Source organism: Pseudomonas sp. TE9122, assembly GCF_056278925.1.
On the sequence record NZ_JBWBQI010000001.1, the window covers coordinates 4211222 to 4232561 of the forward strand.

Consider the following 21340-nt stretch of genomic DNA (forward strand, 5'->3'; position numbering starts at 1 on the left):
AAAAATCAGGGGTCGGTCAGGTGCAGCACGAAGGATTCGTAAGGTCCCAACTGCAGCAAACTCGTGCGTTGCGGGCAGTCCGGGTAGTTGCTGATCAGCAGGCGCTGCTCCTGGGCTTCGTCGATCAGCGCCGGTAGCTCGACCTCACAGGCAGTGCCATAGAAATTGTTCACCACTAACAAGCGTTCTCCCGTCCCCTCGCGCAGGTACGCCCAGACCTGTGGATGCTCCGGCAGTAGTTGGCGATAGACGCCGTCGGAGATCAACGCTTCAGTGCGGCGCAAAGCGATCAGGCGCCGATAGTGATGCAGCACCGATTCCGGGTCGTGCAGTTGATGCGCGACGTTGATCTGTGCGGCATTGGCCGGCACACCGATCCATGGTTCGCTGCGAGTGAAGCCGGCGTTGTGCCCGGCGTGCCAGTGCATCGGCGTGCGCCCGTTATCGCGGGACTTCTGCATGATCGCCGCCATGTTGTCGAGGTCGCTTGCCCCGGCTTCACGCTTGAGGCGAAAGATATTCAGGGTCTCGACGTCACGGTATTGCTCGATGCTCTCGAACCCCGGATTGGTCATGCCCAGTTCTTCGCCCTGATAGACGAAAGGCGTGCCCTGCAGAAAGTGCAGCGCGGTACCAAGCATCTTCGCCGACAGCTCGCGGTATTCGCCGTCATTGCCGAACCGCGAGACCACGCGTGGCTGATCGTGGTTACACCAGAACAGCGCATTCCAGCCGCCACCCGCCTGCATGCCGGTCTGCCAGTCGGAGAGAATCTGCTTGAGCTGGAGGAAATCGAAATCGGCGCGCACCCATTTCTGCAGATTCGGGTAATCGACCTTCAGGTGATGAAAGTTGAAGGTCATCGACAGTTCTTTCGACTGCGGATTGGAGTAACGAATGCAGTGTTCCAGACGTGTCGAAGACATCTCGCCGACGTTGATCAGCTCATGCCCTTCGAAGACTTCGCGGTGCATCTGCTGCAAGTAGGTGTGCACGTTCGGCCCGTCGGTGTAGAAGCGCCGACCATCGCTGTCGTCTTCGGGAAAGTCCGCCGGTTTGGAGATCAGGTTGATCACGTCCAGACGAAAACCACCCACACCCTTGTCGCGCCAGAAGCGCATCATCTTGAACACTTCGTCGCGGACCTTGGGGTTGTCCCAATTGAGATCCGCCTGGGTGTGGTCGAACAGGTGCAGATAATACTGGCCGGTCTGCGCTTCGTACTCCCAGGCCGAGCCGCCGAATTTGGATTCCCAGTTGTTCGGCTGGTCGCGCCAGATATAGAAGTCGCGGTAAGGGTTGTCGAGGCTGCTGCGCGCCTGCTGGAACCACACATGCTCGATCGAGGTGTGGTTGACCACGATGTCGAGCATCAACTTGATCCCGCGTTTGCCCGCTTCGGCGATCAGCAGTTCACAGTCGGCCATGCTGCCGTAGCTCGGATCGACCGCGTAGTAGTCGCTGATGTCGTAGCCGTTGTCGCGCTGCGGCGAGCGCAGGAACGGCGTGATCCACAGGTAATCGACCCCCAGCCATTGCAGGTAATCGAGCTTGGCGACGATGCCGAGCAGATCGCCGGTGGCGTTGCCGGCATGGCTGTGAAAGCTCTTCGGGTAGATCTGGTAGATCACCGAACGTTGCCAGTCTTGCATGGCGGATTTCCCTCTTGAATTTTACGATCTCTGTAGGAGCTGCCGGAGGCTGCGATCTTTCGATTTTGAAAGGCAAGATCAAAAGATCGCAGCCTCCGGCAGCTCCTACAGTTCAATTTCAGGCAACCCGGTAACCCGGGCGGACGATCTTCATGCTCAGCACGCAGGTCAGGGCAAACGGCACGAGCATGGCAATCAGCATCCCGATGACGAACATCGGGATGAACTGCGGAATGATCGAGATGAAACCGGGCAGGCCACCGACGCCGATGGCCGAGGCCTGGATCTTGTTCAGCGAGAGGAACATGCAGCCCAGCGCCGAACCGGCCAGCGCGGCGTAAAACGGAAACTTGTAGCGCAGGTTGACACCGAACATCGCCGGCTCGGTGATGCCGAAATACGCAGAAATCGCCGAGGTCGAGGCCATGCTCTTGTCCCGCGCATTGCGCGTCATCCAGAACACCGCCAGGGCCGCACTGCCCTGCGCCAGATTGGACATGACGATCATCGGCCAGATGAAGGTGCCGCCCTGGCTCGAGATCAATTGCAGATCCACGGCGAGGAACATGTGGTGCATGCCGGTGATTACCAGCGGCGCATACAGCAAACCGAAAATCAGACCGCCCACCAACGGCGCCAGATCGAACAGCATCACCAGCCCTTCGGTGATGTAGATGCCGATATGCCGGGTCACCGGGCCGATGATCGCCAGCGCCAGCACACCAGTGACAACGATGGTGGTGATCGGCACCACAAGCAATTGCACGGCGTTGGGCACTCGCGCGCGCAGCCATTTTTCGATGACGCTCATCACGTACGCCGCCAGCAGGATCGGCAAGATCTGCCCCTGGTAGCCGACCTTTTCCACCTGGAACAGGCCGAGGATGTCGAAGTACGGCAGTTGCTGCCCGTCCAGCCCGGCCACGGCCTTGCCGTAATTCCAGGCATTGAGCAGGTCCGGGTGTACCAGCATCAGACCGAGGACAATGCCGAGGATTTCGCTGCCGCCGAAACGCTTGGCCGCCGACCAGCCCACCAGCGCCGGCAGGAACACGAACGAGGTATTGGCCATCAGGTTGATCAGACTCCACAACCCGTCGAGATTCGGATAGGCATCCAGCAGGGTCTGGCCCTCGATGAACATGCCCTTGGCACCGAGCAGGTTGTTGATGCCCATCAACAGGCCGGCAATGATCAGCGCCGGCAGGATCGGCATGAATACATCGGAAAACACCCGCACCAGCCGCTGCATGGCGTTTATCTTCTCGGCGCTTTTCTGTTTAACGTCGGCGATGGTCGATGCCGCCAGGCCCGTCTGCTGGCGCAGTTCGGCATAAACCTTTTCAACATCACCCGGGCCGATGACCACTTGATACAAGCCGCCGGTGAAGAACGAACCCTTGACCAGATCGACGCCATTGAGCGCGGCCACATTCACCAGCGCGGGGTTCTTCAGCGCCAGGCGCAAACGCGTCACGCAATGCGCCGCCTGCTCGATGTTGTCGCGGCCACCGAGGCTTTCCAGCAGCTCCTTGGCGATGTTCGGATAGTCATGGCTCATGCTTGTTCTTCCGTCGTGGATTGTTGTTATTGGCAGCACGCCGAGAGGAAAAATACTCGTCTGTACGAGTTAATGCAACAACTCGTCTGTACGAGTTTGCATCCGTGGATGAACGTCAGAAAAACGCGGATTCTTCCTACTCTGACCTAAGATGTTTTCCTTCGTCCGCATGGACAAACCCCTACCCTGCCCTTAAGGTTCGGGGTTTTGAGCACCGTCGGCACAGAGTCCAGCCATGAGCAAATACAACCAGATCTACAGCGATTTGCTTGCCAGCATCACCACGCAACGCCTGGAGCGCGGCGCCCGGCTGCCTTCCGAAACCGAGCTGATGGACACCTATCAGGCCAGCCGTGGCACGGTGCGCAAGGCCATCGACCAGTTGCAGGAGCGCGGTTTCGCTCAGAAGATTCACGGCAAAGGCGCGTTCGTGCTGTCGACCAACCCGATCGAATTCCAGCTCGGCGGCATCGTCAGTTTCCAGGAGACCCACCCGCGACTGGGCAACGACGTCAGCACCGAAGTGGTCGAGATGTGTCAGGTGCCGCTGGAAGGTGCGCTGCTCGAACACATCAATGCCGAACCCGGCAGCCCGATCACCCGGATCAAACGGGTGCGGCGCATCGACGGCAAACGCGTCATCCTCGACATCAACCACTTCGTCAGCGAGGTGATTCCCGACCTGTCTGCAGACATCGCCGAACATTCGATCTACGCCCACATCGAACAGACCCTGCAACTGCAGATCGCCTACGCCCAGCGCACCATCGAAGCCGTGCCGTGCAGCAAGGACGACCACCACCATCTGGACCTCGACGGCCAGAGCCATGTCATCGTGGTCAGCAACCAGACCTTCCTGCAGGACGGCCGCCAGTTCGAGTACACCGAATCGCGGCATACGCTGGACAAGTTCTATTTTTCCGATGTGGCGCGGCGCTGACGTTCGCCAACAGGCGAGCCCATTTCAAAATATGTGATTGGCTGACAAGCCGCGATGACCTCCGGTAGTATGCCGCCGTGGCTATGGAACACCTTCCTTCTATCCTCCATGAACTAGGGGTTCCGCTCTCCACACCGCGCCTGCTTATTGCAGGCGTTTTCGTATCGATTGCACAGGTGAGCATCGGCTCACTGGAAACGGCGACCAAGGAAGAAATCATGATCAATCAGGAGCTGTTCCTGCGGCGCCGTACAAAACTTCACGTCCCTGCCGGCTCTGGCGGAGCCACGCGCGCGCAGGTCGCATCAGCGGTCAAAGAAGTCGCGGCGTTTCGATATGTACTCTCTGAACCGCTGATCGAGCGAATCGGCATGCTCTCTGCGGTAGAACTCAAGAACTGGCTGCGTGAAGTCATTCGAGTCCTGCGCCGTCGCAGCGGTGCTCATGTACATCACCGACCGTTTTATCCTGACTTCCCCAATCAAGTCCTCGAAGCGACAGAGGCGGAGTTGTATCTCAACGCCGTCATTCACTACCACACACTTCGGCGCCTGCCACCCAGCGAACAGGTTCGGCCAGCCATGCTTGAAGGCAACTTCATCCATTGGGTCATCGAACCGGGAAGTGTCAGCGAGTTCGAGGCATTGCTCGAGCCGCTGGTCTCATCGCGCACCTCGCTGTCCGAAGAGGAAGCTGCGGATGTCAGCTGGTTTATCCGAACGTACAAAAGCGATGTGTTCCGTCTACTGCCCGAGACCGTTCCGTTTCGCGAGATTCGCGCGCTCGTTGGCGGCGCGCTAATCCTGCATATCGGCGACGATGCACAGGTTGAGGCTTTCCTTGAGCAAAATGTCGAAACGGCGACGGACGTGCTGCGCGTGGCGATCGCACTGCATGGTGGAGACGTGTCGCTGGCGACAGCGTTGACGCGCTTTAGCAAAATGAAACGTTCGATGCGTCGCAAGCTGTTGCGCCTGCTCGACCGCATGCCCAACGCTACCGAGGATGTGATGCGCCAGGCCGAACGCTGGAAACGTCTGGCCGAAGTCCTGCATCCAGGCGATTACGCTGAGAAGTATCCGCGAGCATTTGCGGCCATCACCGCAGCGCGACGCAATGATCCGCCGGCCTCGTTCGGGTCGCGTGTCGAAACCATGCTTGCCCAACGCCAGATCGCCGCGCTTACGTCGGTGCTGCAGGATCGTCCCGGAGAATTCGCGCGCCGTCTGGACGTGATGTTACGGCGTGCCACAGAACCGGACGCGGTGCTCGACGCCTTTGCGGCTGTCGCGGCGCAAGTGTCCTCACCTGTGCTGCTGCAATTACTGGCCCAGGTAAATGCCCCGCGCCCCCTGCCCTTGCGAGCGTTCACACCTAAAGGAGCGCTGGCGAAAGTCTTCGGCACTGCTGATCGTCGAGAGTCGATCGCACCGCAGGTATTGGCACGTGCCGCACAGATTTGCGAGAACGCCCTGATCGCACGTTTCGCGTCGCTGCCACCGCTGGGCCGCTGCTTTGTCGATCCGGCATTGCGCGAATACCGGGTGCCATTGGCACAGCGCGCCGCAGCGAAGTCACTGCGAACACTTGTACGCGGCAGTCGCTTGCCAATGCCCGATACGCGATTCATTCGCCTATTCCTGTGGTGGAAGAACGGTCGTGACCGCACGGACATCGACTTGTCCGCCGCCTTCTTCGACAGCGACTTCGTCTTCAAGGAAGCGGTCGCCTATTACAACCTCAAAGGTTATGGCGGTTACCACAGCGGCGACATCGTCGACGCGCCTAATGGCGCTTCCGAGTTCATCGACCTCGACCTTGATGCTCTCGTCAAAAAGGGCGTCCGCTATGTCGTCACGTCCCTCAACTCATTTACCTGGCAGCCATATTGTGACCTTCCTGAATGCTTCGCGGGCTGGATGGCCCGCGCCGATACGGCATCTGGCGAAGTGTTCGAGCCGCGCACCGTAGTCGACCGCATCGATATCGCCTCCGACACGAGTATCTGCCTGCCATTCGTGATGGACCTGGTGGAACGTCGCATGATCTGGGCCGATCTGGGGCTGACTTCATCGCCCCGCTGGAACAACGTCGACAACAACCTCAGCGGAGTTTCGTTGATGCTGCGCGCCCTGGTGCATACACCAAGGCCGGACCTGCACACGCTTTTCGATTTACACGTGCGAGCACGAGGCGAACGAGTGGCCTCTGCAGAGCAGGCGCAGAGGGTGTTCGCACCTGAACAAGGGCTGACTCCGTTCGATACGGATCTTATTCGGTCTGAATATCTTTGATATCTGCGAAGGCATTGGCTCACTTTCAAAAGGACAACACGCGATAACCGGCTAACACCCTCCCCTTGAGCGCATGGGCCATCTTCTGCCTTTGTGTCTCAAGGATGAACACCCGAATGACCACTGCCGAACGTCGTCTGCTGCCAAACGCAGCGGACAAAACCGCCCTCAAAGCCATCGCCACTACCATTGTGCAGAACTGCCCAAGCCTGCTGGATGAGGCCCGGCTAGTCGCGATCGAACTGCTGACCGCCAAGGGCCTATCTGGCCTTGATCCCGACCAGGTTTATTTCCATCGTTTCAAAACGGCGCAAAGCAGCACGCTGACCTTTACCGGTTGGGAGCACTTGCTCGAAAAGCCTTATGAAACGCTCACCCTCACGCAACTGGTCGTCCATCGATTTCGCGCCACCGACCAAGACAACGCAGATTTGCTGGGCCTTTACTGCGGCTTCTACTCGGATGGCCCGGGCGCGGAGAATTTCAATCAGAGCAACGAAGTGCGACTGCTTGGCAGCGATGTGCTGAAGTCATTCTGGGCCGTTGATTTCAGCACGCGTTACAGCGGTCAATTGACCAAATTCTGGCAAACCTCGGCGGACGATTTCCGCGCCATGGCCAAGTGCAATTTTCTCAGTCAGGCGGTGCAGGCGCTGCAACAGGGGGACGTTGACGGCAATGACTTTCAACGCATCGTCACCTCGTTGATCGGCCCCGTTACCTGGCCGGTGACCCTGCAAATGCTCCGATCGACGTACCCGGTCGGCGCGCAGGTGCGCACGCTGGATCTGGACGGTCACGTCGCCACCAACGTGCTGCGTCTGGTCGAAGACAGTGGCCGACAGACCCTTTACCTGCCGGGACAGGCCCAGGCCTTTCGGCTGATGGACACTGCCGCGGATCTGCACTGGTGGCTGCTTGAGCAGATGAATTCAGAGCAGAAACGCTCTTTGTTTCTCAAGCACTTCTCGCTGGCTGACAGCAATCACATCACCGAGAACCTCACTGATCTGATGAACCGTTTGGTGAGCACCTGGGGCCACAGCGATCATCGGATGATCAACCGCAGCAACGTTGCGATCAGCGGTGACGCCTTCACGTGGTTAAGCGAGTCGACCCGCACGGGCATGGTTGCCGAGGCGCATCTGGTGCTCACGTCCAACAGTGACCTGCGCAAGAAACTCTGGACCGGCTATCTGAGCGCCGGGCTGAAAGTGTTCGGCCCGATGGCGGCCGTGGGCTGGCCTGCAGCTTTGCCGTTGATTGGGGCGGGCGTCGTCAACACGGGGCTGAACATCGATCAGGCGATCAACGGCATTACGGCGACCGAGCGTAGAGCCGGGGTTATCGGTGCGGTGCTCAGCGCGATCGAAACCGTATTCAATATTCCGTTCCTGATTGGCACTGGCGCGCAGTTGGAAGTTGGGCCACAGGTCGAGTATGCCGAGGCTGAAGAGATGCGCGGGCTGATCGAACTTACTTCGGCTGACTCACGGTTATTGCCGCCTCTGGATCCCCCGCCCGTCAGGTCGTCCAACGAAACTGCCAGCGAATTGGCAAACGAAATCCCCGGCGAATCGACATTCGTCGACGTCACTGAGCCATTGATTACGCCTGCTCCGCGGCAAGGTTCGACTTTTGCGCAAGTACCGGCCAGCTATCGATGCAACGAGTTACTTGCGCAACACGCTGTAGAGGCGACGCCGGGGAAATACGAAGGCATCTACCGCCTCGACAAAGAACCCGGTCATGCCATCGAAATGGATGGCGCCGCCTATTACGTGCGCTACTTCGCCGACTCGCAGGACAGTGGCAACTGGGCAATCATCAATCCCGAGCGTCCCAATCAGTTCGCTTACTCGTTGCCGGTCCGCCTGGGAAGCGCCGGCAAGTGGGAGCGCATGCCAGCGCTGCGGCTGCGCGGAGGCGGTCAATGCGTGGGCAAGGCATGTTTGCCGGAGACTGATGTGAGCTCAACCGAGGCAACACCGTCGGTCGACCTGCCACGCGTCGAACCGCTTCCAGGCGTTCCGTGTCCGCTACGCCCGGTTACGAAGCTCAAGGGTATCTCAGAGACGGAAATACCCGGGATGAGAAGATGGGCAATGAACTTGCCCAACGCCTCCGCCGAGACCACAAGCGCCGGGCGCCGCTATCTGCTGGCGACCGACCGCTACGTGGCCCATTTCGGCGAACAACGCACGGCTCTGCTGAACGACGCCGAAGCATTCTACCGGGAGTTGAAATGGATCAACCTGCCCCAGCGCCCGGTCATTCCGCCCGTCAGTCCGCAGATGGAGATCAATGAGTTGATTGATCTCATCTTTGCCAGTACCGATGGACTGGCCGTCGGTGAAACCCTCGATCGCATCGCCAGCACGCGCTTCATGATCGAGAACATGCCAACGTTCGCGCGGCATATCAAAACGCTCTACGTGCGTGGGTTGCTGAGTGATTTCGCCCAGGATGACCTCAACCATTTCTACCTGTCGGGTGACATGTCAGAAGACCTCAGTACCTATTTGTCCAGCCTGGGCACTGACCCTGAGAACCGGTTCAACATGCTCGAATTGATCCGGGCTGCCCAAGCCAATGGCGTCCGGGTTCATGGACTGGATGCAGCAGAAACCTGCACGCTGAAAGTCCCGCTCACGTCGATCGAAGAGCAGATGATCAAGGCGCGCCTCGCAACGCAGATCATGGAGCGTGACAAGCTCCTCAACAGACCCGGCAAGTGGGTGGCTCTGGTCGATGCCACGAATACCAATACCTTCAGAGATCTGGCAGGCATAAGCGAACTCCGGGGCGGCATCGGTTTGCGCATCGAAGAAGTCTGGCCCGACGAGGTGGCCGACCTCAGGATCGACCCGGGAGTGGAAGTCGCTCGCGGCCCGTTTTACAACGGGGCGACGACAAACAGCGCCTTCGACCCTCTGTTCGCTGACCTGCGATTGCAGGTCAAGGCCCCCGTGCCGCCATGGAATGATGCAACGCTGGAAAAGCTTCTGCCTCGCAATGGCATGTTCGTGATACGGAAAACAGAACCAAGCACATACACACTCGTGCGGCGCAACAGCGCCAGCAACATCGTGCAAACAAGGGTGCATTGCACCGCAGATGGCCGGTTTTATATCTGGGACCAGTCGATGCGCCGCATCACCGGCATGGTCTTCCGCGACATCGCCGCAGTAGCCGAGCGCCTGATCGAGCTCGGCATGACCCTGCAAAGTCGTTTACCCGCCTGATCAGTTATCAGGGCTCTGAAACGAAAAAACCCTTGGCTTCACGCCAAGGGTTTTTCGTTATTCGAACCGCAGCAGGATCATTCCCACTCAATCGTCGCCGGCGGCTTGCTCGACACGTCGTAAGTGACGCGCGAAATGCCTTCGATTTCATTGATGATGCGGCCGCTGACAGTTTCCAGCAGTTCGTAAGGCAGGTGTGCCCAACGCGCGGTCATGAAGTCGATGGTTTCCACGGCACGCAGGGCCACGACCCAGGCGTAACGACGGCCATCGCCAACCACGCCAACCGATTTCACTGGTTGGAAGACCACGAACGCCTGGCTGACCTTGTGGTACCAGTCGGCTTTGCGCAGTTCTTCGATGAAGATGTGGTCGGCGCGACGCAGCAGGTCAGCGTATTCCTTTTTCACTTCACCGAGGATGCGCACGCCCAGGCCCGGGCCCGGGAACGGGTGACGGTAGACCATGTCGTACGGCAGGCCCAATTCCAGGCCCAGACGACGCACTTCATCCTTGAACAGTTCGCGCAGTGGCTCGACCAGTTTCAGGTTCATCTCTTCCGGCAGGCCGCCCACGTTGTGGTGCGACTTGATCACGTGGGCCTTGCCGCTTTTCGCGCCAGCCGACTCGATCACGTCCGGGTAGATGGTGCCCTGAGCCAGGTACTTGATGTTGTCCAGCTTGCAGGATTCGGCATCGAACACGTCGATGAAGGTACGGCCGATGATCTTGCGCTTCTTTTCCGGGTCGGCTTCGCCGGCCAGGTTGTTGAGGAACTGCTCCTCAGCGTTGGCGCGGATCACCTTGACGCCCATGTTCTCGGCGAACATGGCCATCACTTGCTCGCCTTCGTGCAGACGCAGCAGGCCGTTGTCGACGAAGACGCAGGTCAGTTGATCGCCGATGGCTTTGTGCAGCAGCGCGGCAACCACCGAGGAGTCAACGCCGCCGGACAGACCCAGCAGCACGTTGTCGGTGCCGACCTGAGCGCGGATGTTGGCGATGGCGTCTTCAGCGATCTTCGACGGCGTCCACAGGGCTTCACAACCGCAGATGTCGAGGACGAAGCGCGAGAGGATGCGCCCGCCCTGCTTGGTGTGGGTCACTTCCGGGTGGAACTGCACGCCGTAGTAGGCGCGGTCGTCGTTGAACATACCGGCGATCGGGCAGCTCGGGGTGCTGGCGAGGATGTGGAAGTCTTCCGGCATCTTGGTGACTTTGTCACCGTGGCTCATCCACACGTCGAGGCCGAACAGGCCGTCGGCGTCGATGTGGTCTTCGATGCCGTCGAGCAGGCGGCTCTTGCCGACCACGTCAACGCGGGCGTAACCGAACTCACGCAGTTCGGAACCTTCAACCTTGCCGCCCAGTTGCTCGGCCATGGTCTGCATGCCGTAGCAGATGCCGAACACCGGAACGCCGAGGTCGAACACCGCCTGCGGGCAGCGCGGGCTGTTGGCTTCGTGCACGGACTCGGGGCCGCCGGCGAGGATGACGCCTTTAGGGGCGAATTCGCGGATCGCATCTTCGTCCATGTCGAACGGGTGCAGTTCGCAGTACACGCCGATCTCGCGCACGCGGCGGGCAATCAGCTGGGTGTATTGCGAACCGAAGTCGAGGATCAGAATGCGGTGAGCGTGAATGTCGAGGGCCATGACTCATTCTCATGTAGTGAATCAGAAACAACTCGGGGCTGAATGAACAGCCCCGGTGATTTAACGTTTTGCTGGAAGCCTTAACCTACGCGGTAGTTTGGCGCTTCCTTGGTGATCTGCACGTCGTGAACGTGGGACTCGGCCATGCCGGCACCGGTGATCCGCACGAACTCGGGCTTGGTACGCATTTCTTCGATGTTGGCGCTGCCGGTGTAACCCATCGAGGAACGCAGACCGCCCATCAACTGGTGAATGATCGCGCTCAGGGTGCCTTTGTACGGCACACGGCCTTCGATGCCTTCCGGAACCAGTTTCTCGGCGCCTGCCGAGGAGTCCTGGAAGTAACGGTCGGACGAGCCCTGAGCCTGGGACATGGCGCCCAGCGAACCCATGCCGCGATAAGCCTTGTACGAACGGCCCTGGAACAGTTCGATCTCGCCCGGGGCCTCTTCGGTACCGGCGAACATCGAGCCCATCATCACGCAGGACGCACCGGCCACGATGGCCTTGGACAGGTCACCGGAGAAACGGATACCGCCGTCGGCGATCAACGGTACGCCAGTGCCTTCAAGGGCAGCGGCGACGTTGGCGATGGCACTGATTTGCGGTACGCCGACACCGGCGACGATACGGGTGGTGCAGATCGAGCCAGGGCCGATACCGACCTTGACTGCGTCGGCGCCCGCTTCGGCCAGCGCCTTGGCAGCAGCGCCGGTGGCGATGTTGCCGCCGATCACCTGCACTTCAGGGAAGTTCTCTTTGACCCAGCGTACGCGGTCGATCACGCCTTTGGAGTGACCGTGTGCGGTGTCGACCACCACCACGTCCACGCCGGCATTGACCAGTGCAGTCACGCGATCACCGGTGTCTTTACCGGTGCCGACCGCAGCGCCAACGCGCAGACGACCTTGATCGTCCTTGCTGGCCAGCGGGTAGGCTTTGGCTTTTTCGATGTCGTTGACGGTCATCATGCCTTTGAGGGCGAATTTGTCGTCGACGATCAGCACGCGCTCGATGCGGTGCTTGTGCAGCAGTTCACGGACGTCGTTCTTGTCGGCGCCTTCCTTGACCGTGACCAGACGCTCTTTAGGCGTCATCACTTCGCGGACAGTGGCTTCCAGACGGTTTTCGAAACGTACGTCGCGGGAGGTGACGATGCCGACCAGGTCGCCATCGTGCAGGACCGGAACGCCGGAGATATTGTGCAGACGGGTCAGTTCGAACAGATCACGCACCGTGGCATCGGCCTCGATGGTGATGGGATCCTTGACCACACCGGCTTCGAACTTCTTGACCTTGCGCACTTCGGCAGCTTGCTGCTCGATGGTCATGTTCTTGTGGATAATGCCGATGCCACCTTCCTGAGCCATGGCGATTGCCAGACGGGCTTCAGTAACGGTGTCCATGGCGGCAGAAACCAGAGGAATATTCAGTTCGATGCCACGGGTAAGACGGGTCTTGAGACTGACTTCGTTGGGAAGTACCTCGGAATAACCGGGCACTAGGAGAATGTCGTCGAATGTCAGAGCTTCTTGGCTGATACGCAGCATCGCGGGGGCTCCCGAGCGGGAAAATGGAAGCGCGCCATTATAGTCAGACACCCCCTGCTGTTCAATGTAAAACTCAGCCTAATTGATAGATGGAAAAGCCCGGCCCTACAGCTCCACCTTGACCCAAGAGACAGGTTGATCGAGCCAATCGGCGAACTCGTCGATAAAGCTCTGCTTGAACCCCGCCTCCAGCCAATTGTTGAAAATGAAGCCGAGGTTGGAAAACGCGCATTCCTGCAGAAACAGGAAGCCGTTGATGTCGTCCTCATGTCCGCATTCGGGGCAGGTGAAATTGTCGGTGCGGCCTGGAAACCAGTCTTCAAGACTCTCGAACAGCGCCTCGCCCACTTCGCGGCGACATTCGGCGCAACCGGCCTCTTCGAGAAAGCCTTTGGCCGGGGTGTAGATGCAGCGTTTGGTGACGATCTCCAGGCCATTGACCGGCTCGCCGAACGGCAGCGCTTGCGGGTGCAGCACCACGGCGCGAGCACCATCAGCGATGGCGTGGGCCATACGGTTGCCGGTGCGGCCGCAGGTGGTCAATTGTTCTTCGATGATGTTCTTGCGCACCAGCCAGCGCACGATCGCCCGCGCCCGGGGCTCGTGCACCGGCAGGGTGGAGATTTTCGGGACGATAATGCTTTGCGAGTTCATGGTGGAGCCTGCTGCCAGTATTTAAGATTTCCAATGTGGGAGCGAGCCTGCTCGCGAAAGCGCAGTGTCAGGCTGCATTTTTGTTGCTGACCCACCGCATTCGCGAGCAGGCTCGCTCCCACAAGGAACTGCGGCCGGCAGCTTAATCCCTGAAGAAATCCGGTCAAGTGCTGAAATAGCGCACCATCAACGCGATCCCGCTGGCCAGCACCAGCCAAGTCACCAGCCGCACAAACGCCTCGCGCGACAATCTCATGCTCAGCCGCCTGCCGATCCACAAGCCCAGCGCCATGGCCGGCAACAGACACAGCGCCAGCATCAACAAGGGTAGCTCGGCATACACACCGGCGATGACAAACAGACTCAAGCGCACCACGGTGCTGCAACTGATCAACGCACTTTGCGTGGCCCGCGCCGCGTCCTTGGGCAGGCGGCTGTTCAGATAGATCGCGTAAAGAAAGCCGCCACTGCCAAACAACGCGCCGAACAAACCGCCCACTGTGCCCATCGGCACCGCCCACGCCGCTGACAACTGCGCGGGCCGCGCTTTCACCCACAGGCTGTAAACCGCATAAGCGCTGATAAACAGCCCCATCAAAAGCAGTAACAGATCGGATTTCAGATTCAGCAGGAAGATCACCCCCAACGTGCAGCCGATCGCCATGCACGGCAGCAGCCTGAGCAATTCCGGCTTGGCGACGTCGCGCCGCGAGGGCAGCAGATTGCCGAATGCCGCGACGAAATCCAGCAGCACCAGCAGCGGCACGATTTTCGATAGCGGCATGAACAGAATCAGCATCGGCCCCGCGACCAGCGCCGTGCCGAAACCGGCGATGCCGAAGACGATGTAGGCCAGGGCAATGGCCAACCCGATGACCGCCCAACCGCCAGCGCCCCACGACCACGCCCCCAACAGCTCCATCACGCTCATCGTCCGCATCCTTTATAAGACCGCGCTGACTGTAGCCAGTAGCGGGCAGCACGACCAGATATCAAATTGATCCCATGTGGGAGCGAGCCTGCTCGCGAAGGCGGAGTGTCATTCCCGTTGTTGTCCGCTGACACAATGCTTTCGCGAGCAGGCTCGCTCCCACAGGGTTTTGTGCGGCGTCATGGTGATTGGCGGGCAAATGCCTTTAAACTGCGCCCCATGATTAAAGATCCCTTTGCAAGACTTGGCCTGGACCGTGAAGTCCTGACCGTCAGCCAGCTCAACGGCCGCGCGCGGGTGTTGCTTGAAGACGTGTTCAGCAACATCTGGGTCGAGGGCGAAATCTCCAACCTCGCGCGCCCGGCGTCCGGCCACGTCTATTTCACCCTCAAGGACAGCGGCGCGCAGGTGCGTTGCGCGCTGTTCCGGCAGAACGCCGCGCGCGTACGTCAGGCGTTGAAGGATGGTCTGGCGGTCAAGGTGCGCGGCAAGGTTTCGCTGTTCGAAGGCCGTGGCGACTATCAGCTGATCCTCGACACCGTGGAGCCGGCCGGTGACGGCGCGCTGCGTCTGGCCTTCGATGCGCTGAAGGAAAAGCTCAGTGCCGAAGGCCTGTTCAGTGCCGAACGCAAAGTGCCGCTGCCCGCGCATCCGCAGCGCATCGGCATCATCAGTTCGCCGACCGGCGCGGTGATTCGCGACATCATCAGCGTATTCCGCCGCCGTGCGCCGCAGGTGCAACTGACCCTGATTCCAACCGCTGTGCAGGGCCGCGAGGCCACCGCGCAGATTGTCCGCGCGCTGAAAATGGCCGATGCCCGTGGCTTCGACGCGCTGATCCTCGCCCGTGGCGGCGGCTCGCTGGAAGACCTCTGGTGCTTCAACGAAGAAGCGGTGGCGCGCGCGGTCGATGCCTGTGTCACGCCGATCGTCAGCGCCGTCGGCCATGAAACCGATGTTTCGATCAGCGATTTTGTCGCCGACGTCCGCGCCCCCACGCCCTCGGCCGCCGCCGAACTGCTCGCCCCGGATTCCAGCCATCTGATCCGTCAGGTCGAGAGCCTGCACCGGCGTCTGGTGATGCGCATGCGTGACCGCTTGATGCGTGATCGCCTGCGTCTGGAAGGCATGGCCCGACGGTTGCGGCATCCCGGCGAACGTCTGCGCCAGCAGGCTCAGCGTCTGGATGATCTGGACATGCGCATGCGCCGGGCCTTCGAACGCCATCTCAATACCCGCCGCGAACGCCTGATCCGTCTGGAAACCCGCCTCGCCGGGCAACATCCGGGACGCCAACTGGCGATGCTTCGCCAGCGCCTCGACAGCCTCGCCGAACGTTTGCCCCGAGCCATGCGCGATGCTCTGAAACAGCGTCGTCAGCTATTGCACAGTCAGATGCAGACCCTGCATGTGGTCAGCCCATTGGCGACCCTCGGTCGCGGTTACAGCATCCTGCTCGACGAGCGTGGCCACGCGATCCGCAACGCTGCGCAGACCCACACCGGCCAGCGCCTGAAAGCCAAGCTCGGCGAAGGCGAACTGCAAGTGCGCGTCGAGGACAATCACCTGACGCCCGTCACCCTCTCTTTACTGGACTGATCCATGCCGCGTTTTCTCGCTCCGCTGCTGTTGCTCTGCCTGACCTTCAACGCCCACGCCGACAGTTACATCACTCGGCTGCTGAACAAACCGGTGCCGGGCGGCGTCGCCGTGGTGGATCTGGGCACCGCCGCGCAGGCGCCGAAAGCCACTTATCAAGGCAAACCGGTATTGGTGGTCAAAGAGCAGAACAACTGGCTGGCGATCGTCGGCGTGCCGCTGACGGTCAAACCTGGCTCGCAGCAGATCAGCAGTGGCGGGCGTAACCTGCCGTTTACCGTGGGCAGCAAGAAATACCCGGAACAGCACATCACCCTGAAGAACAAACAGCAGGTCAATCCGAACGCCGACAACCTTAAGCGCATTGAAAGCGAACTGGCGGAACAGATCGCGGCTTATCGCAGTTTCAGCCCGAACACGCCGAGCAATCTGCTGCTGGACAAACCGCGTCAACGGGCCGCTGTCGAGCAAGTTCGGTGTGCGTCGTTTCTTCAACGGCGAAGAGCGCAATCCTCACGCCGGCCTCGATTTCGCAGTGCCAGCGGGCACGCCGATCAAGACCCCGGCGGCGGGCAAGGTGATTCTGATCGGCAATTACTTCTTCAACGGCAACACGGTGTTCGTTGACCACGGCCAGGGCTTTATCAGCATGTTCTGCCACATGTCGAAGATCGACGTGAAGAACGGCCAGCAACTGGCCCGTGGCGCGGTGGTGGGCAAGGTCGGCGCGACCGGCCGCGCGACCGGGCCGCATATGCACTGGAACGTCAGCCTGAATGACGCGCGGGTGGATCCGGCGATTTTCATTGGTGCCTTCCAACCTTGAATATGTGTTGAGGCGACCGGCCTTTTCGCGAGCAGGCTCGCTCCCACACTGGATCTTACTCACAACACAGATCCCCTGTGGGAGCGAGTCTGCTCGCGAAGGCGCCCTATAACACACTGCCATACTCAATGAATCTCCAAAAACTCAATTGCGCCCCAATCTAGCCTTACGCAAACATCAACAACTTCCACCGCCTTAAGCGCAATAAATTCCTGCAAAATCCCGCATTCCGGATATTCCTCTCAATTTTTTTCGACTGCTTGCCATCCTTTCCCCTCGCGGTTAGGGTTGAAGCCATGAAAACCTCTCACACCCTCATTCAGCTTCGCCAGCACCGCAGCCTGTGCCTCGTCAGCGCACGACTGCCAGGCTGAATCGCTGCGCCTCGTCCCACGCTTTTCCAAGAACATTCGTTCAACCGGCAGGCCGCCTCTTTTCGGCCCAGACAACAAGGAATTTCCCGATGAGCATGCTCAAAGACCCGTCTTCGAAATACCGCGCGTTTCCCGTCATCAACCTGCCGGATCGCACATGGCCGTCGAAGACCATCGACGCCGCGCCGATCTGGTGCAGCTCCGACCTGCGTGACGGCAACCAGTCGCTGATCGAGCCAATGGACGCGGCGAAGAAGCTGCGCTTCTGGAAAACCCTGGTGCAGGTGGGCGTGAAGGAGATCGAAGCGTCGTTCCCGGCCGCGTCGCAAACCGACTTCGACTTCGTGCGTACGCTGATCGAAGAAGGCCACATCCCGGACGACACCACCATTCAGGTGCTGACCCAGGGCCGTGAAGATCTGATCGAGCGCACCTTCGAATCCCTGCGCGGGGCGAAGAAAGCCATCGTTCACCTGTACAACGCCACTTCGCCTTCTTTCCGTCGCATCGTCTTCAACCAGGACAAGGACGGCATCAAGGCCATCGCGGTCAACGCTGCCAAGCTGTTCGTCAAATATGCAGCCATGCAGCCGGAAACCGAATGGACCTTCGAATACTCGCCGGAAACCTTCAGCGCTACCGAGCTGGAATTCGCCAAGGAAGTCTGCGATGCAGTGATCGAGGTGTGGAACCCGACGCCTGAGCACAAGATGATCCTCAACCTGCCGGCCACGGTTGAATGCGCGACGCCGAACGTCTACGCCGACCAGATCGAATGGTTCGGTCGCAACATCAACCGTCGTGACAGCGTGATCATCAGCCTGCACACCCACAACGACCGGGGCACCGGCGTGGCCGCCACCGAGCTGGGCCTGATGGCCGGCGCCGATCGCGTCGAAGGCTGCCTGTTCGGCAACGGCGAGCGCACCGGTAACGTCGACCTCGTCACCGTCGCGCTGAACATGTACACCCAGGGCGTCGACCCTGAGCTGGACTTCTCCGACATCGACGGCGTGCGCAAGGTCGTCGAAGAGTGCAACCAGATCCAGGTGCACCCGCGTCATCCGTACGTTGGCGACCTGGTGCACACCGCGTTCTCCGGCTCGCACCAGGACGCAATCCGCAAGGGCTTCGCCCAGCAGAAACCGGACACCCTGTGGGAAGTGCCGTACCTGCCGATCGACCCGGCCGACATTGGCCGCAGCTACGAGGCGGTGATTCGCGTCAACAGCCAGTCGGGCAAGGGCGGCATCGCTTACTTGCTGGAGCAGGAATACGGCATCAGCCTGCCACGGCGCATGCAGATCGAGTTCAGCCAGGTCGTGCAGCGTGAGACCGACCGTTTGGGCCTGGAGATGACGGCCAAGCAGATTCACTCGCTGTTGATCAGCGAATACCTGCAGGCCAACACTCCTTACGCGCTGGTCAGCCATCGTTTGCAGGAAGAGAACGGCAACAGCGCCGTCGAAGTCGAAGTGGCCAGCAAAGGTCAGGGCGAAACCAACCTGCACTGGCGCGGCAAGGGCAACGGCGCGCTGGAAGCACTGGTCGCCGGCCTGCCGATTCCGGTGGAAATCATGGACTACAACGAACACGCGATCGGCGCGGGCACCAATGCCAAAGCAGCGGCCTACATCGAACTGCGGGTGAACGGTGAACGTGCGGTGCACGGCGTGGGTATCGATGAAAACATCACCACCGCCAGCTTCAAGGCATTGTTCAGCGCACTGAACCGCTCGCTGAGCCAGCCAGAGGCGAAAGCGGCGTAATCCGACCGCTGAAATGCGAAAGGCCCCGGAGTGTGAGCTCCGGGGCCTTTTTTGTAGATCAAAGGATGCGATCGTTCCCATGCTCCGCGTGGGAATGCCTCAAGGGACGCTCCGCGTCCAGTGATGCGGAGCGTCACGGGCTGCATTCCCACGCAGAGCGTGGGAACAATCGGCTGCGTTAGGTGAACTCGAAAGTGTCGGCATCCAGGTTCGCCGGAAAGCGCTCGCGATACGCCGCCAACGGCGCCGCTTCCACAATCACCTTGAACACGCCATCCGCCTCCCCCGCCGCCAGCAACGTCTCGCCCTGGAAATCCAGCACCTGACTGTCGCCGGTATAGGCGAAGCCTTTGCCATCGCTGCCCACCCGATTTACCGCTGCCACGTAGCAGAGATTTTCAATCGCTCGTGCCGGCAGCAGGCGGTTCCAGTGCAGACGCCGTGCGCCCGGCCAATTGGCGGTGTACAGCAGCAGATCGGTGTCCTGCGCATCGCGGCTCCACACCGGGAAGCGCAGGTCGTAGCAGATCAGCGGACGAATCCGCCAACCCTTGAGCTCGAACTGCACCTGCCGCTCGCCGGGCGTGTAATGGTTGTGCTCGCCGGCCATGCGGAACAGGTGACGCTTGTCGTAATGCAGCACTTCGCCGTCCGGCCGCGCCCAGAGCAAGCGGTTGCGATGGCTGCCGTCAGCCGCCTGAATGATCACGCTGCCAGTGATGACCGCATCGAACTTCGCCGCCTGCGCCCGCAGCCATTTGCTGGTCGGGCCGTTTTCGGGTTCAGCGAGGGTTTCCGATTCCATTGAGAATCCGGTGGTGAACATCTCCGGCAGGATGATCAGATCGGCGCCCCGGGCCTGCTCCAGCAGCAGCTCGAAATGCTCGAGGTTGGCCTGGCGATCGTGCCAGGCCAGGCTGGTCTGGATCAGCGCCAGGGTCAGGTCTGGCAATGCACTCAGATCACGCATAGTTTCGCCGCCGCTTCACGCAGCGTCTCCTCGCGTTTGGCAAAGCACAGGCGTATCAGGCGCTGGCCTTGCGGTGGATTCTGGTAGAACACCGACACCGGAATGCTCGCGACACCGTGCTCGCGAGTCATCCACATGGCCATCTCAACATCGTTCAGATCAGGACGGATCTGCGAATAATCGACCAACTGGAAATAGGTGCCGGTGACTCGGGTAAAGCTGAAGCGCGACGGCGCAAGCAGATCGCAGAACAGATCGCGCTTGGCCTGATAGAAACCCGGCAGCTCTTCAACGTGTTCCGGGTGCTCGGCCATGTAATCGGCCAGCGCGTATTGCAGCGGCGTGACGCCACAGAAACTGACGTACTGATGCACCTTGCGCAGTTCGGCTGTCAGGGCTGGCGGGGCGACGACATAGCCGGTTTTCCAGCCGGTGACGTGGTACGTCTTGCCGAACGAACTGACCACGAACGCGCGCTGATACAGCTCTTCATGGGCCAGCACGCTGACATGCGGCACGCCGTCGAAGACCAGGTGTTCGTAGACTTCGTCGCTGATCAGATAGATGTCGCGATCACGGATCAACGCCGCCAGTTGATCGAGCTCGGCGCGGCTGATCAATGCGCCGCTCGGGTTGTGCGGGGTGTTGATGACGATCATTTTCGTCCGCGGACTGAGGGCCGCTGCGAGTTGATCGAAATCGATGGAGAAATCGTCCGGATTCAGTTGCACATGTACGCTACGACCACCCGCCAATTCCGTCGCCGGTGCGTAGCTGTCGTAGCACGGATCGAAGACGATGACTTCATCGCCGCTGTGAATCACTGCCTGAATCGCGCAGAAGATTGCCTGAGTCGCACCGGGCGTTACCGTCACTTCATGATCGGCATCGACAGTCACGCCATAGCTGCGGGCGATCTTGGCCGCGATCTGCTGACGCAACGCCGGCAATCCGGTCATCGGTGAATACTGGTTATGGCCACTGGCGATATGCCGCCCGACCGCATCACGCAACGACTGCGGGCCGTCGAAATCCGGGAAACCCTGGGACAGGTTGATCGCGCCGGTCTGCGCCGCGAGCTGAGACATCTGCGTGAAAATAGTGATGCCGACATTCGGCAGCTTGCTGGTGATCATCGGGGGTTCTCTGCTCAACACCCGGCTCTGACGACGGCGCGGGAGAGCCCGAGGATAGCCCATCCGGCGCCCATAAAAAAAGAGCGCCAAACGGCGCCCTTCTCTCATTGAACAAACCCAATCCTGTGGCGAGGGGATTTATCCCCGTTCCGGCTGCGAAGCAGTCGCAAACCCGTTGAATGCG

13 protein-coding genes and 1 pseudogene are annotated in these 21340 nt (G+C 60.2%); 6 read left to right on the forward strand and 8 right to left on the reverse strand.

All coding sequences use genetic code 11. The features are described from left to right. Positions 1-5: 5 nt before the first annotated feature. Positions 6-1652, reverse strand: coding sequence for an alpha,alpha-phosphotrehalase (gene treC, locus ACZ9BE_RS18880; RefSeq protein ID WP_310218208.1), 1647 nt, complete (start codon positions 1650-1652; stop codon positions 6-8). A 118-nt stretch (positions 1653-1770) separates the two neighbouring features. Next, positions 1771-3213 carry a PTS system trehalose-specific EIIBC component gene (gene treP, locus ACZ9BE_RS18885; protein ID WP_041479919.1) on the reverse strand — a complete coding sequence of 481 codons (1443 nt, stop codon included), beginning with the start codon at positions 3211-3213 and terminating at the stop codon, positions 1771-1773. Between the two features lie 235 nt (positions 3214-3448). Here treP and treR point away from each other — a divergent pair, with 235 nt between their 5' ends. From treR to ACZ9BE_RS18900, 3 genes are all read left to right on the forward strand, one after another. Beyond that, complete coding sequence (gene treR, locus ACZ9BE_RS18890) at positions 3449-4153, forward strand: trehalose operon repressor (protein WP_056790138.1); 705 nt, start codon at positions 3449-3451, stop codon at positions 4151-4153. 83 nt (positions 4154-4236) lie between these two features. Next, positions 4237-6447 carry a TerD family protein gene (locus ACZ9BE_RS18895; protein WP_476250146.1) on the forward strand — a complete coding sequence of 737 codons (2211 nt, stop codon included), beginning with the start codon at positions 4237-4239 and terminating at the stop codon, positions 6445-6447. Positions 6448-6563: 116 nt separating this feature from the next. Continuing rightward, entirely contained in the window at positions 6564-9692 is a 3129-nt protein-coding gene (locus ACZ9BE_RS18900; protein ID WP_476249805.1) for a membrane-targeted effector domain-containing toxin, read from the forward strand. Between the two features lie 77 nt (positions 9693-9769). Here ACZ9BE_RS18900 and guaA read toward each other — a convergent pair whose 3' ends face one another. From guaA to ACZ9BE_RS18920, 4 genes are all read right to left on the reverse strand, one after another. Beyond that, complete coding sequence (guaA, locus tag ACZ9BE_RS18905) at positions 9770-11347, reverse strand: glutamine-hydrolyzing GMP synthase (protein ID WP_016773344.1); 1578 nt, start codon at positions 11345-11347, stop codon at positions 9770-9772. Positions 11348-11427: 80 nt separating this feature from the next. Beyond that, positions 11428-12897, reverse strand: coding sequence for an IMP dehydrogenase (gene guaB / locus ACZ9BE_RS18910; RefSeq protein WP_016773343.1), 1470 nt, complete (start codon positions 12895-12897; stop codon positions 11428-11430). Between the two features lie 105 nt (positions 12898-13002). Next, the gene (locus tag ACZ9BE_RS18915; protein WP_041479923.1) at positions 13003-13551 is read right to left on the reverse strand and encodes a sugar ABC transporter ATPase; all 549 of its coding nucleotides are present in this window, start codon (positions 13549-13551) and stop codon (positions 13003-13005) included. A 163-nt stretch (positions 13552-13714) separates the two neighbouring features. Continuing rightward, positions 13715-14482, reverse strand: coding sequence for a sulfite exporter TauE/SafE family protein (locus tag ACZ9BE_RS18920; RefSeq protein WP_476249806.1), 768 nt, complete (start codon positions 14480-14482; stop codon positions 13715-13717). A gap of 219 nt (positions 14483-14701) precedes the next feature. On the opposite strand from ACZ9BE_RS18920, the gene xseA reads away from it, so the two are divergent. The 3 genes and pseudogenes from xseA (at position 14702) to leuA (ending at position 19050) form a co-directional block, all read left to right on the forward strand. Further along, entirely contained in the window at positions 14702-16081 is a 1380-nt protein-coding gene (gene xseA, locus ACZ9BE_RS18925) for an exodeoxyribonuclease VII large subunit (protein WP_252882629.1), read from the forward strand. Between the two features lie 3 nt (positions 16082-16084). Then, positions 16085-16907: pseudogene (locus ACZ9BE_RS18930) on the forward strand (peptidoglycan DD-metalloendopeptidase family protein). A gap of 463 nt (positions 16908-17370) precedes the next feature. After that, entirely contained in the window at positions 17371-19050 is a 1680-nt protein-coding gene (leuA, locus tag ACZ9BE_RS18935) for a 2-isopropylmalate synthase (protein WP_016773339.1), read from the forward strand. Positions 19051-19228: 178 nt separating this feature from the next. Here the strand turns inward: leuA and ACZ9BE_RS18940 are convergent, their stop codons facing one another. After that, positions 19229-20020 carry an amidohydrolase gene (locus tag ACZ9BE_RS18940; RefSeq protein ID WP_353188312.1) on the reverse strand — a complete coding sequence of 264 codons (792 nt, stop codon included), beginning with the start codon at positions 20018-20020 and terminating at the stop codon, positions 19229-19231. Beyond that, on the reverse strand, positions 20008-21156 hold the full coding sequence (locus ACZ9BE_RS18945) for a pyridoxal phosphate-dependent aminotransferase (RefSeq protein ID WP_252878850.1): 1149 nt from the start codon (positions 21154-21156) through the stop codon (positions 20008-20010). Before ACZ9BE_RS18945 ends, ACZ9BE_RS18940 begins: the two co-directional genes overlap by 13 nt. Positions 21157-21340: the final 184 nt, after the last annotated feature.

What these genes read in the sequence shown, in the direction of transcription:
- treR (WP_056790138.1), top strand. Translation starts at nt 3,449, where the DNA reads ATGAGCAAATACAACCAGATCTACAGCGATTTGCTTGCCAGCATCACC.
- treP (WP_041479919.1), bottom strand. Translation starts at nt 3,213, where the DNA reads ATGAGCCATGACTATCCGAACATCGCCAAGGAGCTGCTGGAAAGCCTC.
- guaA (WP_016773344.1), bottom strand. Translation starts at nt 11,347, where the DNA reads ATGGCCCTCGACATTCACGCTCACCGCATTCTGATCCTCGACTTCGGT.
- guaB (WP_016773343.1), bottom strand. Translation starts at nt 12,897, where the DNA reads ATGCTGCGTATCAGCCAAGAAGCTCTGACATTCGACGACATTCTCCTA.
- leuA (WP_016773339.1), top strand. Translation starts at nt 17,371, where the DNA reads ATGAGCATGCTCAAAGACCCGTCTTCGAAATACCGCGCGTTTCCCGTC.
- ACZ9BE_RS18915 (WP_041479923.1), bottom strand. Translation starts at nt 13,551, where the DNA reads ATGAACTCGCAAAGCATTATCGTCCCGAAAATCTCCACCCTGCCGGTG.
- ACZ9BE_RS18900 (WP_476249805.1), top strand. Translation starts at nt 6,564, where the DNA reads ATGACCACTGCCGAACGTCGTCTGCTGCCAAACGCAGCGGACAAAACC.
- treC (WP_310218208.1), bottom strand. Translation starts at nt 1,652, where the DNA reads ATGCAAGACTGGCAACGTTCGGTGATCTACCAGATCTACCCGAAGAGC.
- xseA (WP_252882629.1), top strand. Translation starts at nt 14,702, where the DNA reads ATGATTAAAGATCCCTTTGCAAGACTTGGCCTGGACCGTGAAGTCCTG.
- ACZ9BE_RS18945 (WP_252878850.1), bottom strand. Translation starts at nt 21,156, where the DNA reads ATGATCACCAGCAAGCTGCCGAATGTCGGCATCACTATTTTCACGCAG.
- ACZ9BE_RS18895 (WP_476250146.1), top strand. Translation starts at nt 4,237, where the DNA reads ATGGAACACCTTCCTTCTATCCTCCATGAACTAGGGGTTCCGCTCTCC.
- ACZ9BE_RS18940 (WP_353188312.1), bottom strand. Translation starts at nt 20,020, where the DNA reads ATGCGTGATCTGAGTGCATTGCCAGACCTGACCCTGGCGCTGATCCAG.
- ACZ9BE_RS18920 (WP_476249806.1), bottom strand. Translation starts at nt 14,482, where the DNA reads ATGAGCGTGATGGAGCTGTTGGGGGCGTGGTCGTGGGGCGCTGGCGGT.